Below are 16,484 nucleotides of genomic sequence, written 5' to 3' on the forward strand. Positions count from 1 at the left end.
AATAATAGGCAGCCCTTTTTGCATTACTAACAAAACCAAAACTTATTTTTTAATGAACTTCATTACTTGCGTTTCATTATCTGCATTCAAAGCTTTAACAATATATAATCCTGTTTTTAAATCACTTACATTAAACTGAAACTCGGAATTTCCATTGGCTATAAAACTTTTTACTAATTGTCCGGATACCGCATAAACCTGAACTTTTGTAGTTGCAATATTTAGAGTAAAATAATTAGAAACCGGATTTGGATGTAAACTAACCGAGCTTCCTTTTTCGAAATCTTCTATGGCTAAATTCGCTTGTTTGTTTCCGTAAATTCTGTATTCTCCAGGCGCTAAGCTTATTAGGGCATTTACATCCGTAACATTTATTGAAGTATTGTCCATTAGATTGTACCAGCTTCCTGTATATTGAAATCCAGTAGCAACATTTTGTGCTGTTACATCAAAATTGGCTAAAATCAGAACATCTTTTAATTGCGTTGAAACCAAATTACTATTGGTAATTTTTATGTTTACGGATAATGAATTTGCATTTGCAATTGTTGGTGTTCCTAAAAATACAGGCTCTGCGATTTTAAGTGCAATCATTTTTGCCCAGTCGTTGTAGATTTTATTTCTGTTTGAATCTCCCAGCCAGTTTTCTGTCCATTGAGGCTGTGGCTTTGTGTCTAATTTACAATCTCCCGAAGTAGCATCAAAATCATTATTTACGGTGCCATTGTTACACGTAAAAATAGAATCATCCCAACCTAATTCTCCAAAATGCCAAATCATCTTTGGTCCGGGAATCAATAGTGAAACGGCACCAATCGCAGACATTCTTGATAAAGCTGTATTTAATGTTTTTACATTATAAGATCCGCTTGAAGCTCCGTATTGTAAATTTTTATACATCAAACGTTCTTCATCATGACTTTCTGCATAACCCATCAAACGATTTGCAGTAAACCCACGACTTGCGCTTGACATTCTTGAAATATTACTATTGTATCCCATTGACAATTCGTTGTATTGATCTGTCATTTTTCCCCACATCATAATTCCTTTATTTGGCGTTTCTGTAATTCTGTAATTTGCCCATTGTTGTTCTTCGGCGTCAGTTCCTAAATGCTCGAAAATGGTATAATGTGTTGGGTCAAGACTCCAGGAATAATCGGCATATTTCTTCAAGATATCAACTCTGTCTTGTTGATATGCATTCGTACAAGCCTGATCAGCATCTGTACAAGCTTGTGTAAATCCTTTGGTTAAATCCCAACGGAAACCATCAATTTTGTATTCTTCAATCCATTGTTTGATGACGCGATCTACATAGTTTTGCGTTTTTAATGATTGATGATTAAAATCTTCACCAACATTATAACTGTGTTTTGCAACAGTATTAAAATACGGGTTTTCAGTTGTAGGCGATCCAAAACCATCTCCGTCAGGATCGTTCATCCACATTCTCACCATCGGATTTCTTCCGAAAGCATGATTTAAAGCAACGTCGAGAATAACTGCAATTCCGTTTTGATGGCATAAATCAATCAATTCTTTTAACTTATCTGAAGTTCCATAAAATTTATCCAGAGCCATATGAAATGAAGTGTTATAACCCCAACTTTCATTTCCTTCAAATTCCATTACAGGCATTAATTCAATGGCATTTATTTTAAGATTTTTAAAATAATCGATTCTGTCAATTAAGCTTTGATAATTTCTGGCTGCATCAAAATCACGAACTAAAACTTCATACACCACTAATTTTTCTTTTTCAGGTTTTGTGAAATTAGTTACTTGCCAATTGTATGGCGTTTGTCCGGTTTTAAGAACCGTAACTTCAAAGTTTTGTCCAACCGGATAAGTTGGCATGTTTGGATATGAAATTGAAGGAATTCCAGCATCGTCAAAAGGAGATAAAACCAAACTAGAATAAGGATCTGCTGTTTTTACCAACGAAGGAGAATTGGCAAGCGGAGTAGCATCGACAACCCAATATTGATAGGTATTATTTATTCCTGAAACTAACCCAGTTAGCTCTAACCAGAATTTGCCCGAAGCCGGATCTTTTTTCATGGCGTACGCCGATGAAGGCTGCCAATTATTGAAACTTCCTGCAACATAAACAAAATCTTTTAAAGGCGCATCTAAAACCAAAGTTGCTTTTGTTGCATCAGTCGAATTATAATTAATTCCATCAACCAAACCTCCTGGCATAGCTTGTGAAATTGTATTGGGATTTACAATTACAGAAAACTTTTTTACGATTGTTGTTGCTCCCTGAACTATAGTTAGCTCGTAGCTTTGATTGGTTGTAACATTAATATGAGAATAAGTATAACTTGATGTACTTGCGTTAGTATTTATTATCGTTCCGTTTGCTTTTAAGGTATAACTTGCCGCGCCATTTGTGTTAGTTGCTGCAATTGCAAAGTTTGAACCTGAAGCAATAACGCTGGCACTATTTTCTGTTGGAGCAGTCAGTGTTGCCTGAAAAGAACCGACTTCGACCACAATATCTTGTGATTGTTTTGTACCCGATCCGTCTTTTGCTTTTACAAGAAATCCTATTCTGCCAATTCCATTTCTGTTAAAATAAACAGATGGTGTAAATGTTTTTGTATAAGTATCTGTTCCCGCATTGTAGGTAAATCTGCTTGCTTCATTTGAAACAGTCCAGGAACCGTTAGATGGCGAATCCATTTGGTTTGCATCGTTTACATCATAACACCATGACCAAAGATATAATGCATGAGTAGTGTCTATACCCCATGGAACTTCATTGATGCTTGTGCCTGGAATAGTTATGGTGATTGGTGTTGTATCCTCAAAAGTTGGAGGGTTTATTGAGTAAGTAACATCTTGCTTTTGTGCAAAAATTGTCACTGACAACAACAGAAATGTGGTTAGTATAATTTTTTTCATAATATGTGGTTGATTGGTTAGTATGATTAAAAAAGGGCTATCCTTAGATAGCCCCATTTTTAATTTGAAGAAAATATTAGTTTTTCGTAATAGTGTATTTTTTATTAGTGATATCAACTTCAACAGTATAATTTCCAGCTACTGGAACAGGAATATTAGCACCTCCAAGATCTAATGATAAGTTATTACCATCATCTCCATAATTAGTAGCCCAACCATCATCTAATCTAAACTTAATTTCGCCTACTACTAATGGTCCAACATAAGAATATTTTTTAGTAGCCAAATCATAATTTAAATCAGTATCTGGATCATTCCATCCATTAGGAGTTGCAGAACCAATTAAACCCCAGTTTGCCCAAGCAGCATAAGGAGTTGCTTTAATTGTGTAGGAATTAGAATATTGAGGAAGTCCTGTAGCTCCTACAACAGACTTTATACGAACATCAACATTATTTTCCTGATATGGAGTAAAACCCCCATTAAGTACCGCAGAATTTAATTCGGCAACTGTTAATTCTTTTGAAAGCGCAGTTGTATTTGACACAGTTGTTGGATTGGCAAAATTTGTACCTGCTTTTGCAATTTCAATAGTATAATTTACAATTGTTTGAATTCCGGTATAAGTTGCCTTATTCCATGTTACTGTTGTAGCAATGTCTTTCTCTGTATCTTTTGTAAGTACAATACTAAAATCAGACTTTGGTGTTAATAATACCGGAGCAGTTCCTGCATCAATAACGGGTCTATTGTCTACATCATCAGCATTACATGAAACAGCCAATACACCAATAAATGCGATTAAAATTTTATATATATTTTTCATTTTAATGTTTATAAGATGTTAGTACCCTGGATTTTGTTTTAATGTTGGATTTGCCTGAATGTTTCTTGCAGGAATTGGCATTAAATCTCTGTTTGCATCTGTAGAATTACCATTTATAGATCCACCTTTCCATTGCCAGATTTTAGATCCACCAGTAAATTTTCCAAAACGAATCAAATCAGTTCTTCTGTGACATTCCCAAAATAATTCTCTTCCTCTTTCATCTAAAATAAAATCAAGTGTTAATTGAGGAAGTGTAATTGTTTGTGCGTTTGCTCTTGTTCTAATTTGATTGATATATCCCAAAGCTGTATTAATATTTCCGGTAGTAGCTCCTCTAAGAGTTGCTTCAGCATACATTAAATAAACATCCGTTAATCTAAACATTGGGAAATCAATATCTGGCATATCATTTCTTTGCGCTGCAGAACCATCTGAATTTACATTGATGTATTTTGTTACAGCGTAACCATCTGTAAAAGTTGCAACGTTGTTGATATCTTTTGACTGACCAGCTGTGTAAAATGTACCTCTATTATCTGCAGTTGCAGTTGCAGTTTCGTCTGGAAAAAGGTTTACAAACTCTCTACGAGTTCTGATTCCTTGCCATCCACCGTCCATTCCTCTGGAAGCCGCATTCATGCTACCTCCAATAGAAGCGTGCATAATAAAGCTCATTCCACCACCGATAGCCCTAATCGCATTACCATCTCCAATAATTGGAAAAATAAATTCACTTTCAGCACCATTTCTGTTATTATCCGCAGAAAATAAGTAACGGTAAGGAACATTTGCAAAAGTATATCCTGAACCAGTAATGATTTCACTACATAATGTAGCTGCTTCATTGTTTCTGTCTACACCTGTATATACTTTCGAATTCAAATAAATTTGTGCTAATAAAAATTTAGCTGCAGTTTTATCAACTCTTCCGTATTCATTTGCTTTTGAAGCCACTAAACTATTGTCTAAATCTTTCAATTCAGATTCTACATAAGCAAAAACTTCTGCTCTTGATTTTTGCACCGGATAATAGAATCCAACAGGATCATTTTCTGTTGTGATTGGCACATTTCCGAATAAATCCATTAAATTATAATAAGAGAAAGCTCTCAAGAAACGAGCTTCAGCTCTAAATTTTGCAATATCTGCTTTCAAACCTGCATCAACACCTCTTGCCGTTAATTTCTCATCAGTAGTTTGTCTTAAAAACTCATTTGCAACACTAATGTGATAAAATGCTCTTGAGAATGTTCCTGCTAAAAATTCATTATCCGCAGACCATGTTTGAGTATTTAAAGTTGGTAACGTACCATCAGCCCAAGCAATAATAGCTTCATCTGTTGTAAATTCCTGCGTTACAAAAAGTAATCTTAAGTAACTGCTAAAGTCACCTCCAAGTCCAGCAATATCAGGATTTTGCCCCGGTTTCGTAGCATCTCCATCACCATCATTTCCTCCAACATATAAACCTGCATATAGTTTAGCTAATACTTCTTTATACGATGCCGGATCTTTAAAAAAGGCTTCTGATAGAAATTCATCATCATCCTTTGGCGTCACGTTTAAATCGTCCGTACACGAAGTAAGCGTCATACTTATTCCTAAAATGAATAGGAAAAAATAAGATATATATTTAAATGATATTTTCATTTTGTTTATTTTTAAATTTTTGATTCAGTCTACTATTAGAAATTCGCATTCACTCCAAACAAGAATGTTCTTGCTCTTGGATACACATTATTATCAATTCCGTTGAATTTCTCCGGATCTAAACCATTGTATTTTGTAAGAACAAATACATTCTGAACACCAGCTGTGAATCTTAAAGAAGCAGCTTTAATCACTGTTTTATCAAAAGTGTACCCAAGCGTAACATTATCTAATTTGATAAAAGAAGCATCTTTTACAAAATAGTCAGACAAGTAACGTTGTGTTCCGTTATCTTCAAAAGTAAAACCAGTATTATAATAATCTGAACTTACGTTAGATAAATCAGTTTGTCTTCTTAATCCAGCATCAGAATAACCTAAATTAGAACTTACGTTGTCGAAAATATGATTTCCTACACTTGCTCTCCAGTTCATTGTAAAATCAAATTTTTTGTAGTTTAAAGTAGAAAACAAACCAAACGTGTAATCCGGTGCTGCTTTATCAGCTCTGTAACGATCAGCTGTATCAATTTTTCCGTCTCCATTTCTATCAGCGTATGCTCCGGCAATTGGTCTTTTGTTTGCATCATATAACTGCTCGTAAACAAAAAATGAATTTGGCGCATATCCTACTGAGTTAATCAGAATTTTATTCCCACTTCCACCAGCGATATTATCTCCAGCCAAATAACCTTGAAAACCTGGAACAGTGATTCCTAATTCAGAAATATTTTGATCGATATAAGTCGTATTAAAAGCTACATTCCAAGTCAAATTATCGTTTTTAACAATGTCAGAAGCAATACTAAACTCAACTCCTTTTGTTCTTACACTACCAATGTTAAAGAAACCTTGGTTTCTCAAATTTGCTCCATCAGGAACAGCGATATCTGCTAATAAATCTGTCGATTTTTTATCAAAATAGTTAATCGTTCCTGTAATTCTATCATTGAAGAATCCGTAATCGATACCAACGTTAGATTCAGCTAATTCTTCCCATTTGATATCTTCGTTATATCCTTCTGGTCTTGCCGTAGAATAAATAGTATTACCAAAAATATATTGCGTATTAATTGTTCCCAAAGTAACTCTTTGCAAATAGTCATACTGAGCCGAAATATCTTGTTGACCAGTAGTTCCGTAACCAACTCTTAATTTTAAAGTTGAAACAGTCGCATTTCCTTTTAAGAATTCTTCTTCAGACAAATTCCATGCAAAAGCAGCTCCACCAAAATTACCCCATCTGTTATCTTCAGAAAAACGAGAAGTTCCGTCTCTTCTATAATTTAAAGTCAATAAATATCTGCTGTCATAGCCTAAGTTCAAACGTCCGAAGAACGATTGTAAATTAACATCCGGATCTGTAGCAACATCTTCATTAGGATTTGGTTGTCTAACCTCTCCTGAAGAGTATTTTTCTTTTTGAAATAATTGGTAGTTATAACCTGCCGTTGCATCAATTTTAATTTTTCCTAAATCTTTAGTGTAATTAAAATAAGCATTTAAATTTTTATTTTGAAGTGCATCTGTATAACTATTATAGTTTCCTAAGTTTACATATCCAGGATCAGTAAATGGTTTTGGCTGATATCCTAAAGCACTTTGAGTACTTACTTCAGTAAATCCGCTACTGTCAAATCTATCAATACCTGCTTCTACAACAGCTCTTAAATCTTCAAAGAAATGAAGTTTATAATCTAATCTAACATTACCCCATTTTCTTGTAGAAGTTGCTCTTCTGTTATCCTGGTTTAATCTTGCAACAGGATTTCTAGCCGGTAATAATGGTAAGTTTCCAGTTGGCTCTAACCATTCAAAATAACCACCGTAACGAGAACCTGCTTCATAAACTGGTTGTGTAGGATCAAATCCGATAGCACTTCCAATAATTGCTCCTTCATCCTGAAATTGGTTTTTACCAAAAGATAAATTTCCGCTAATATCAATTTTTAAATGATTATCAAATAAAACAGGATTTAACGATAACGATGTCGTAGTTCTTTCAAAAGAAGTGTTTCTTAAGATTCCAGGATTATCAACGTTTCCAACAGATAATCTCACAGGTAATTTATTAAATAAAGCACCACTTACAGATATATTATTGTTTGTTGTTAACGCAGTATGGAAAATTTCATCTTGCCAGTTTGTGTTTGCATTACCTAACAAAGCTTGTTGAGCTGGAGTACCTTTTGTGTTTACCAATTCACGGAATTGATCTGCACTCATTACATCAACTGTATTTGCTACTGTATTGATACCAATCTGAGAACTAAAGTTAACTTTTACAGCACCTTTTGTTCCTTTTTTAGTAGTAATAACAATTACACCATTTGCAGCTCTTGATCCGTAGATTGCAGCAGCAGAAGCATCTTTAAGAACTGTAAAAGATTCAATATCATTAGGATCAATTGTAGATAGAATACTTGTAGCTCCACTTGGGACAGCGTTGCTTAAAGGCAATCCATCTAAAACGATTAAAGGCTCATTTGAAGCATTTAAAGAAGATCCTCCACGAATTCTAATATCAGCTTTTGCTCCAGGAGCTCCACCTCCAGTTACATTAACACCCGAAATACGACCGCTAATTAAACTCTCCGGAGTTACGTTAATACCTTTATTAAATTCTTTTGAAGAGATTTGCGATACAGATCCCGTAGCATCCTTTTTCTTAACAGTACCGTAACCTACTTGTACTACAACTTCCTTAAGTTGGTTTGTATCTTCTTCTAAAGAAACGTTTAGTGTTTTTTGTCCGGTAAAATCAATCGTTTGCGTTCTGTATCCAATAAAAGATACTACAATTTTGTTACCATTTTTAACATTTGACAGTTGGTAATTACCGTCAAATCCGGTTGATGCACCGCTTGGAGCACCTTGTACATTTACGTTTACTCCCGGTATTGGCTGCCCCGTTGCTTTATCAACGACAGTTCCGCTTAAAGTACTTTGAGCTAGTACAGTAAATGGCAACAATAGGAATAAAAATAACAACTTTTTGTAAATTGTTTTCATACTTTTTGTTTAAATTAGTTTGAGTTTGTGATTGTTAGTTAAGTTTTTAATTTTACTTCGAATTTCAAAATTAGGAATTTATTAACATGACCAACGTTTTACAATTTTTAATAAGTTACGAAAACGTGATAGTGTTGAAAACTTTCTATATTTTGTAATCTTTTCAGTCAAAAATTATCAATTATCAAAATTTCACATACCTTTATTATTAATTAGATTTATTTCAAATTCCCACATGAAACGTAAAATCACACTAAAACAGATTGCAAGAGAACTCGACGTATCGATTTCAACTGTCTCAAAATCACTAAGAAACAGCTTGGAAATTGGCGAAGAAACGCGCTTAAAAGTGCAGGCTTTTGCAAAGTTTTACAACTATAAACCCAACAATATTGCCCTTAGTTTAAAAAATCGAAAAACCAAAAGTATTGGTATTATCATTCCGGAAATTGTACACTATTTTTTCTCTACAGTAATCAACGGAATCGAACAGGTGGCAAACGAAAATGGATATAGCGTTGTCATTTGTTTATCTGATGATTCTTTCGATAAAGAAGTCTTAAATATGGAAATGTTAGCCAACGGAAGCATCGATGGATTTATCATGTCACTTTCTAAAGAAACCCAATATAAAGGTGATTTTCATCACATTACAGAAGTTATCAATCAAGGAATGCCTGTTGTAATGTTCGACCGAGTGACAAACGATATTTTATGCGATAAAGTTATTATTGATGATAAAGCAGCAGCCTACGAAGCAGTTCAGAGTTTAATCGATAATGGAAGAAAAAAGATCGCTCTTGTAACAACAGTTGATTACGTAAGTGTTGGAAAATTGCGAACTGATGGTTACGAAAAAGCACTCTTAGACAACGGATTACCTTTCAACGAAGATTTAATTATAAAAATTGAAGACGTAGATACCTGCGAAATTACAATTAGCCAACTTTTGCACGACAGAGCTTTTGATGCCGTATTTGCTGTAAATGAGCTTTTTGCTGTAACAATTATCAAAACAGCTAGCAAAATGGGACTTAAAGTTCCTGAAGACCTTGCTGTAATTGCTTTTACTGACGGAATCATCTCAAAATACTCCACTCCAAGTATTACAACTGTAAGCCAAAGTGGTGAAAAAATGGGAAATAAAGCGGCTAAAATGCTTATTGAAAGACTGGAAGCTGAACACGATGACGACGAAGAAGAAAACGAAAATTACACCACAGAGGTTATAGAAACCCATCTCATAAAAAGAGAATCTACTGACTAATTTTCTTAAAATCAACATATTCTAAAGCCATAAATAATATTTGTGGCTTTTTTGTTAGTATTTATTTAAAATTAATTTATACTTTTACTGCCATCAAAGCTTTTACTTTTACTTCGAAAAAACAGTAAGTTTTGATAAGCATCGCGCTTATCGTCTAATTAATTTTTTAATTACGATAATGGAAAAGCGTAAATTAAGTTTCTGGGAAATTTGGAACATGAGTTTCGGTTTCTTGGGAATACAAATGGGGTTTGCACTTCAAAATGCAAATGCCAGCAGAATTCTTCAAATTTTTGGTGCCGACGTACATGAATTATCATGGTTTTGGATTATTGCTCCTCTTATGGGATTAATAGTGCAACCAATTATTGGTCACTATAGCGATAGAACTTGGGGAAGATTTGGAAGACGAAAGCCGTTTTTTCTTATAGGTGCTATTTTAGCTTCAGTTGGATTAATTTTAATGCCTCAGGCTAATATTTTCATTTCCGTTTTGCCTGCCCTTTGGGTTGGAGCAGGAATGTTAATGATTATGGATGCTTCTTTCAATATTGCTATGGAGCCGTTTCGCGCGCTTGTTGGCGATAATTTGAGAACAGATCAGCGTACAGCCGGTTTCAGTATTCAAACTTCATTAATTGGTTTTGGAGCAGTAATTGGTTCTGCATTGCCGTATGTTTTAACAAATTATTTTCACATTTCAAACAATGCCGTTCCCGGAAGTATTCCTTTAAATCTGAAATTATCATTTATCATTGGAGCAGCCTTTTTAATTGGTTCAATTTTAGTAACGCTATTCACAACAAAAGAATATTCACCAGAAGAATTAGCCAATTTTGAAGATCCTCAAAGTGAAGTTGATGTTCCTTCTGATGAAAAATCAAAACTTACAGATATTTTTACCGATTTTGCAAAAATGCCAACCACAATGCGTCAGCTTAGCTGGGTGCAGTTTTTTTCCTGGTTTGGATTATTTGGTATGTGGGTTTTTACAACTCCGGCCATCGCACATCATATTTACGGACTGCCTTTAAGCGACACTTCGAGCCAAAAATATCAAGATGCCGGTGACTGGGTAGGAATTCTGTTTGGAGTTTACAATTTAGTTTCTGCCATTATCGCACTGTTTTTCTTGCCTTACATCGCTAAAAAAATCGGAAGAAAATCAACTCACGCAGTTTCATTAATCATCGGAGGAATTGGATTAATCTCGATTTATTTTATGCCGAATGAAGACTGGGTTGTACTCCCAATGATTTTAGTTGGAGTTGCCTGGGCAAGTATTCTGGCAATGCCATACGCGATTCTTGCAGGATCTATTGCTCCAAAAAAGATGGGAGTTTACATGGGAATTTTCAACTTCTTTGTTGTTATTCCACAAATTGTAAATGCCCTTATCGGAGGTCCAATTGTAAAATACCTTTACAATGGCGATGCAATTTATGCCTTAATTACAAGTGGAGTTAGTTTCTTAATAGCCGCTCTTTTAGTCTACAAAGTAAAAGATGTAGATGATACAATTCAAAAATCATAAATAAGAATCCCCCTTATAATGAACAAAAAAGCATTCATATTCGACCTTGATGGCGTAATCGTAGACACCGCCAAATATCACTTTTTAGCCTGGCAAAAAATTGCTCAGTCCTTAAATATTAATTTCACACATGAAAATAACGAATTGCTTAAAGGAGTAAGTCGTGTACGTTCATTAGATATAATTCTTGAATTAGGAAACGTTCAGGCTTCGCAGGAAGACAAAGACAAATGGTTAATTCAAAAAAATGAAGATTACTTATCTTATTTAGTTGACATGGACGAAAGCGAGATTCTTCCAGGAGTTTTTAAAACTCTGCAACTATTAAAAGATAAAAACCAAGGAATTGCATTGGGCTCTGCCAGTAAAAATGCAAGACCAATTTTAGAGAAAACAGGAATCCTTTCGTATTTCGATGTTATTGTTGACGGAAACGACGTTACCAATGCAAAACCGGACCCGGAAGTTTTCTTAAAAGCGGCTCAATTATTAAATATTGATCCGAAAAACTCAATCGTATTTGAAGATTCTGTTGCCGGAATTCAGGCAGCAAACATAGGAGAAATGGTAAGTGTTGGAATTGGTGAGGAAACAATTTTGCATGAGGCTGATTTCATTTTTAAAGATTTCACTGTAATAGATGAAAGCTTTATTGAATCATTAATCACAAAATAAAAATCAATCATAAATCAATCAATCACGAAAACACTGTAAAAACAAATGAATCAAGATTATATTAAGCCAGACAATTGGTCAATTATAGAAGAAGGATTTGATGCCGAGAGAGTAAAATCGTCTGAAAGTCTATTTAGTATCGGAAACGGTGCTATGGGACAGCGCGCCAATTTTGAAGAAAAATATTCAGGAGAAACTTTTCAGGGAAGTTATATTGCCGGAATTTATTATCCGGACAAAACAAAAGTGGGCTGGTGGAAAAACGGTTATCCGAAATATTTTGCAAAAGTTTTAAACGCACCAAACTGGATTGGAATTGACGTTGAAATCAACGAAGAAAATCTTGATTTAAATACGTGTACCGAAGTTAGAAATTTCCGCAGAGAACTGAATATGAAAGAAGGTTGGTACAATCGTTCTTTTGAAGCAACTCTAAAAAACGGAACCGAAATTGCCGTAAATGTTCGCCGTTTTCTTTCTTTAGATTTAGACGAAGCGGGAATCATCAAATATGAAATTACGCCTTTAAATAAAGACGCGAAAATCGTTTACAAACCCTACATCGACGCCGGAGTTACGAACGAAGATGCCAACTGGGATGAAAAATTCTGGGAACCTCTTGAAGTAAAAAAAGGCACAAATGAAGCTTTTGTAACAGCGCAGACCTTTAAAACGCATTTTAAAGTTACGACTTTTATGCACAATACGATTTTAGCAAACGGAGAAAACATTCATGTTTCGCCTTCTACAATCGATTCAACAATAGATAAAGTTCAGTTTACTTACGGAACTATTATCGCAAAAGGACAAACCTCAGCAATTCAGAAAGTTGGTGGTTATACCGTTTCTTTAAATCACGAAAACACTTTGGCTGCAGCCGAAAAAGTAATAAAATCGGCAGTAAATTCTGGATACGATGCACTTCTTAAAAATCAAATTGAAGCATGGGCAAAAATCTGGGAAATGTCAGATATTACAATTGATGGCGATGTAAAAGCGCAACAGGGAATTCGTTTCAACATCTTCCAATTAAATCAAACCTATTTAGGAAAAGATTCTCGTTTGAATATTGGACCAAAAGGTTTTACAGGAGAAAAATACGGCGGATCAACATATTGGGATACTGAGGCGTATTGTATTCCGTTTTACATGGCGACAAAAGATCAGCAGGTTGCCAGAAACTTATTGACCTACCGTTTCAATCAATTGGATAAAGCAATTGAAAATGCCAAAGATAATTTAGGTTTCAAAAATGGTGCTGCATTATACCCAATGGTTACCATGAATGGAGAAGAATGCCACAACGAATGGGAAATCACACACGAAGAAATTCACAGAAATGGTGCGATTGCTTTTGCGATTTACAACTATTACCGCTACACTGGCGACTACTCGTATATTCCAGAAAAAGGTCTGGAAGTTTTAATCGGGATTGCGCGTTTCTGGCACCAAAGAGCTTCTTTTTCAAAAGAGAAGAATCAATATGTGATTCTGGGAGTTACCGGTCCAAACGAATACGAAAACAACATCAACAATAATTTCTACACCAATTATATTGCAAAATGGTGTATCGATTTTGCATCAGAACAAATTGCTAAAGTCGCTTTAGAATATCCTTTAGATCACAAACGCATTTTAGAGAAAGTAACACTTTCTGCGAATGAAATTCAGGAATGGAAAAAAGTAGCTGATAATATGTATTTCCCAACTTCGAAAGAACTTGGAATTTATTTACAGCAAGACGGATTCTTAGACAAAGATTTAGTTCCTGTAAAAGATTTAGATAAAGCACAGCGTCCAATCAACCAAAAATGGTCTTGGGATCGCGTTTTACGTTCACCATACATCAAACAAGCCGACGTTTTACAATGTTTCTATTTCTTCGAAGATCATTTTTCGAGAGAAGAACTAGAACGCAATTTCGATTTTTACGAGTCATTTACCGTTCATGAAAGTTCGCTTTCGCCTTGCGTACACTCTATTCAGGCTGCCGTTTTAGACAAAATGGATATGGCGTACACGTTCTATTTAAGAACTTCCCGTCTTGATTTGGACGATTATAATAAAGAGGTGGAAGAAGGCTGTCACATTACCTCAATGGCCGGAACCTGGATGAGTATTGTTGAAGGTTTTGGAGGAATGCGTGTTAAAAATGATCAGTTGCATTTCTCTCCAAAAATTCCAAAAGAATGGAAAGGGTATTCTTTTAAAATCAATTTCAGAAACCAAATTCTAAAAGTTGATGTAAATCATAACGAAACCACTTTTACTGTAGACGACGATCAAGATTTAACAATTATCGTAAATGGAAATCCTGAAATTGCAAGTAAATTTGTACAAATAAATTAATTACATAAAACTAAAAAACATGAAAAACTTATTTTTCGCAAGTTTAATTTTGTTCGCAGTCAGCACTATTGCTGAAGCGCAGCAGTTAAAATCGCCCGAAGGAAAGTTCGTAATGGAATTTTCGCTTCAAAACGACGGAACTCCAACTTACAATTTAAAATACAAAAATAAAGAAGTTGTAAAAACCAGTAAATTAGGTCTTGAACTTAAAGATGACAAAAAATCTTTGTTGAATGATTTTACGGTTACAGATACAAAAACATCCACTTTTGATGAAACCTGGAAACCGGTTTGGGGAGAAGTAGATCAAATTAGAAATCATTATAATGAATTGGCTGTTACTTTAAACCAAAAAGGAACTGACAGACAAATCATAATTCGTTTCCGTTTGTTCGAAGACGGACTTGGGTTTAGATATGAATTTCCAGCACAAAAAAACCTGACTTATTTCATAATTAAAGAAGAAAGATCTCAATTTGCCATGACTGGAGATCATACTGCTTTCTGGATTCCGGGAGATTATGATACGCAGGAATACGATTATACAAAATCGAAATTATCTGAAATTAGAGGTTTATCTCAAAAAGCATATACGGCAAACGTTTCGCAAAAGAACTTTTCACCAACAGGAGTTCAGACTTCTTTGATGTTGAAAACAAATGACGGAATCTACATCAACCTTCACGAAGCAGCTCTGATCAATTATTCTTGTATGCACTTGAATTTAGACGATAAAAACATGACTTTTACCTCTTGGTTAACTCCAGATGCAAAAGGCGATAAAGGTTATATGCAGGCACCAAGTCACTCGCCTTGGAGAACGATTATGGTAAGCGATGATGCCAGAGAAATCTTAGCTTCAAAAATGACCTATAACTTAAACGATCCATCAAAAATTGAAAATACTTCCTGGATCAAACCTGTAAAATACATCGGTGTTTGGTGGGAAATGATTACCGGAAAAAGCTCTTGGTCGTACACAAACGATTTTCCAACAGTTCAATTGGGTGTTTCTGATTTCTCAAAAGCAAAACCAAGCGGAACGCACGGCGCTAACAATGCGAACGTAAAAAAATATATTGATTTTGCTGCTGCAAATGGTTTCGACGCTGTTTTGGTTGAAGGCTGGAACGAAGGCTGGGAAAACTGGTTTGGACATTCAAAAGATTACGTTTTTGATTTCGTAACGCCTTACCCGGATTTTGATGTAAAAGGTTTACACGAATATGCAAAATCGAAAGGAATCAAAATCATCATGCACCACGAAACTTCCGGTTCTGTTCGTAACTACGAGCGCCACATGGACAAAGCCTACCAATTCATGAAGGACAACGGATACGATGCTGTAAAAAGCGGTTACGTTGGAGATATTTTGCCTCGCGGCGAAAATCATTACAATCAGTGGATTGTAAACCATTATCAATATGCAATTGAAAAAGCGGCTGATTATAAAATTATGGTAAATGCTCACGAAGCGGTTCGCCCAACCGGAATTGCAAGAACATATCCGAACTTAATTGGAAACGAAGCAGCAAGAGGAACAGAATACCAGGCTTTTGGAGGTTCTAAACCAAATCACGTTACGGTTTTACCATTTACTCGTTTAATTGGAGGTCCAATGGATTACACTCCGGGAATCTTCGAAATGGATATCAGCAAAATGAATCCGGACAACAAATCTCATGTAAACAGTACAATTGCAAATCAATTGGCTTTGTATGTTACTATGTACAGTCCGTTGCAAATGGCGGCTGATACTCCAGAGAATTATAACCGTTTTCCAGATGCATTCCAGTTCATTAAAGATGTGGCTGTAGATTGGTCAGAAAGTAAATATATCGAAGCTGAACCAGGAGATTTTATCACTGTTGCCCGTAAAGCAAAAGGAACAAACAATTGGTTTGTTGGAAATGTAAACGGAGAAACGCCTCGTACCTCAAACATCGATTTCAGTTTCCTTGAAAAAGGCAAAAAATACACGGCAACTATTTATGCTGATGCAAAAGATGCACATTACAAAACAAATCCGCAAGCTTATACCATCAAGAAAATTGAGGTGACAAATAAATCAAAATTATCGCAGCTTTCTGCCCCGGGTGGAGGTTATGCAATAAGTATTATTGAAACCAAATAATTTTTTTTGAAAGGCAAGTAATCATCCCCAAGATTGCTTGTCTTTTTTTTAAATCTGATATTAGCTATCCTAACAGGTTTTGAAAACCTGTTAGGTATTTAGTATCACAATGTTTCCAAAAC

Annotated in this window: 9 protein-coding genes; 5 read left to right on the forward strand and 4 right to left on the reverse strand. The window is 35.0% G+C overall.

Annotated elements, in window-relative coordinates; all coding sequences use genetic code 11:
- Window positions 1–42: 42 nt before the first annotated feature.
- The 4 genes from EV143_RS08725 to EV143_RS08740 form a co-directional block, all read right to left on the reverse strand.
- Complete coding sequence (locus tag EV143_RS08725; RefSeq protein WP_133507570.1) at window positions 43–2,913, reverse strand: alpha-amylase family glycosyl hydrolase; 2,871 nt, start codon at window positions 2,911–2,913, stop codon at window positions 43–45.
- 76 nt (window positions 2,914–2,989) lie between these two features.
- Complete coding sequence (locus EV143_RS08730; RefSeq protein WP_133507571.1) at window positions 2,990–3,739, reverse strand: SusE domain-containing protein; 750 nt, start codon at window positions 3,737–3,739, stop codon at window positions 2,990–2,992.
- An 18-nt stretch (window positions 3,740–3,757) separates the two neighbouring features.
- The gene (locus EV143_RS08735) at window positions 3,758–5,392 is read right to left on the reverse strand and encodes a RagB/SusD family nutrient uptake outer membrane protein (protein WP_133507572.1); all 1,635 of its coding nucleotides are present in this window, start codon (window positions 5,390–5,392) and stop codon (window positions 3,758–3,760) included.
- A 35-nt stretch (window positions 5,393–5,427) separates the two neighbouring features.
- Window positions 5,428–8,403 carry a SusC/RagA family TonB-linked outer membrane protein gene (locus EV143_RS08740; protein WP_133507573.1) on the reverse strand — a complete coding sequence of 992 codons (2,976 nt, stop codon included), beginning with the start codon at window positions 8,401–8,403 and terminating at the stop codon, window positions 5,428–5,430.
- Between the two features lie 235 nt (window positions 8,404–8,638).
- Here EV143_RS08740 and EV143_RS08745 point away from each other — a divergent pair, with 235 nt between their 5' ends.
- The 5 genes from EV143_RS08745 to EV143_RS08765 all read left to right on the forward strand — a co-directional run bounded on the left by EV143_RS08745 (window position 8,639) and on the right by EV143_RS08765 (window position 16,362).
- Entirely contained in the window at window positions 8,639–9,670 is a 1,032-nt protein-coding gene (locus EV143_RS08745) for a LacI family DNA-binding transcriptional regulator (RefSeq protein WP_133507574.1), read from the forward strand.
- A gap of 178 nt (window positions 9,671–9,848) precedes the next feature.
- Window positions 9,849–11,204, forward strand: a complete 1,356-nt coding sequence (locus tag EV143_RS08750; RefSeq protein WP_133507575.1) for an MFS transporter — start codon at window positions 9,849–9,851, stop codon at window positions 11,202–11,204.
- Between the two features lie 18 nt (window positions 11,205–11,222).
- Window positions 11,223–11,879 (forward strand): beta-phosphoglucomutase, encoded by a 657-nt coding sequence (pgmB, locus tag EV143_RS08755; protein WP_133507576.1) that lies wholly within the window; start codon window positions 11,223–11,225, stop codon window positions 11,877–11,879.
- 45 nt (window positions 11,880–11,924) lie between these two features.
- Window positions 11,925–14,228: a glycoside hydrolase family 65 protein gene (locus EV143_RS08760; RefSeq protein ID WP_133507577.1), complete on the forward strand. Its 2,304-nt coding sequence runs from the start codon at window positions 11,925–11,927 to the stop codon at window positions 14,226–14,228.
- A gap of 19 nt (window positions 14,229–14,247) precedes the next feature.
- Window positions 14,248–16,362, forward strand: coding sequence for a glycoside hydrolase family 97 protein (locus EV143_RS08765; RefSeq protein ID WP_133507578.1), 2,115 nt, complete (start codon window positions 14,248–14,250; stop codon window positions 16,360–16,362).
- Window positions 16,363–16,484: the final 122 nt, after the last annotated feature.

The sequence above is a fragment of the Flavobacterium chryseum genome, assembly GCF_004362015.1.
Classification (GTDB): domain Bacteria; phylum Bacteroidota; class Bacteroidia; order Flavobacteriales; family Flavobacteriaceae; genus Flavobacterium.

Bases quoted from the DNA above. Each gene is read 5' to 3' on its own strand.
- EV143_RS08725 (WP_133507570.1), bottom strand. From the start codon at position 2,913: ATGAAAAAAATTATACTAACCACATTTCTGTTGTTGTCAGTGACAATT.
- EV143_RS08730 (WP_133507571.1), bottom strand. From the start codon at position 3,739: ATGAAAAATATATATAAAATTTTAATCGCATTTATTGGTGTATTGGCT.
- EV143_RS08735 (WP_133507572.1), bottom strand. From the start codon at position 5,392: ATGAAAATATCATTTAAATATATATCTTATTTTTTCCTATTCATTTTA.
- EV143_RS08740 (WP_133507573.1), bottom strand. From the start codon at position 8,403: ATGAAAACAATTTACAAAAAGTTGTTATTTTTATTCCTATTGTTGCCA.
- EV143_RS08745 (WP_133507574.1), top strand. From the start codon at position 8,639: ATGAAACGTAAAATCACACTAAAACAGATTGCAAGAGAACTCGACGTA.
- EV143_RS08750 (WP_133507575.1), top strand. From the start codon at position 9,849: ATGGAAAAGCGTAAATTAAGTTTCTGGGAAATTTGGAACATGAGTTTC.
- pgmB (WP_133507576.1), top strand. From the start codon at position 11,223: ATGAACAAAAAAGCATTCATATTCGACCTTGATGGCGTAATCGTAGAC.
- EV143_RS08760 (WP_133507577.1), top strand. From the start codon at position 11,925: ATGAATCAAGATTATATTAAGCCAGACAATTGGTCAATTATAGAAGAA.
- EV143_RS08765 (WP_133507578.1), top strand. From the start codon at position 14,248: ATGAAAAACTTATTTTTCGCAAGTTTAATTTTGTTCGCAGTCAGCACT.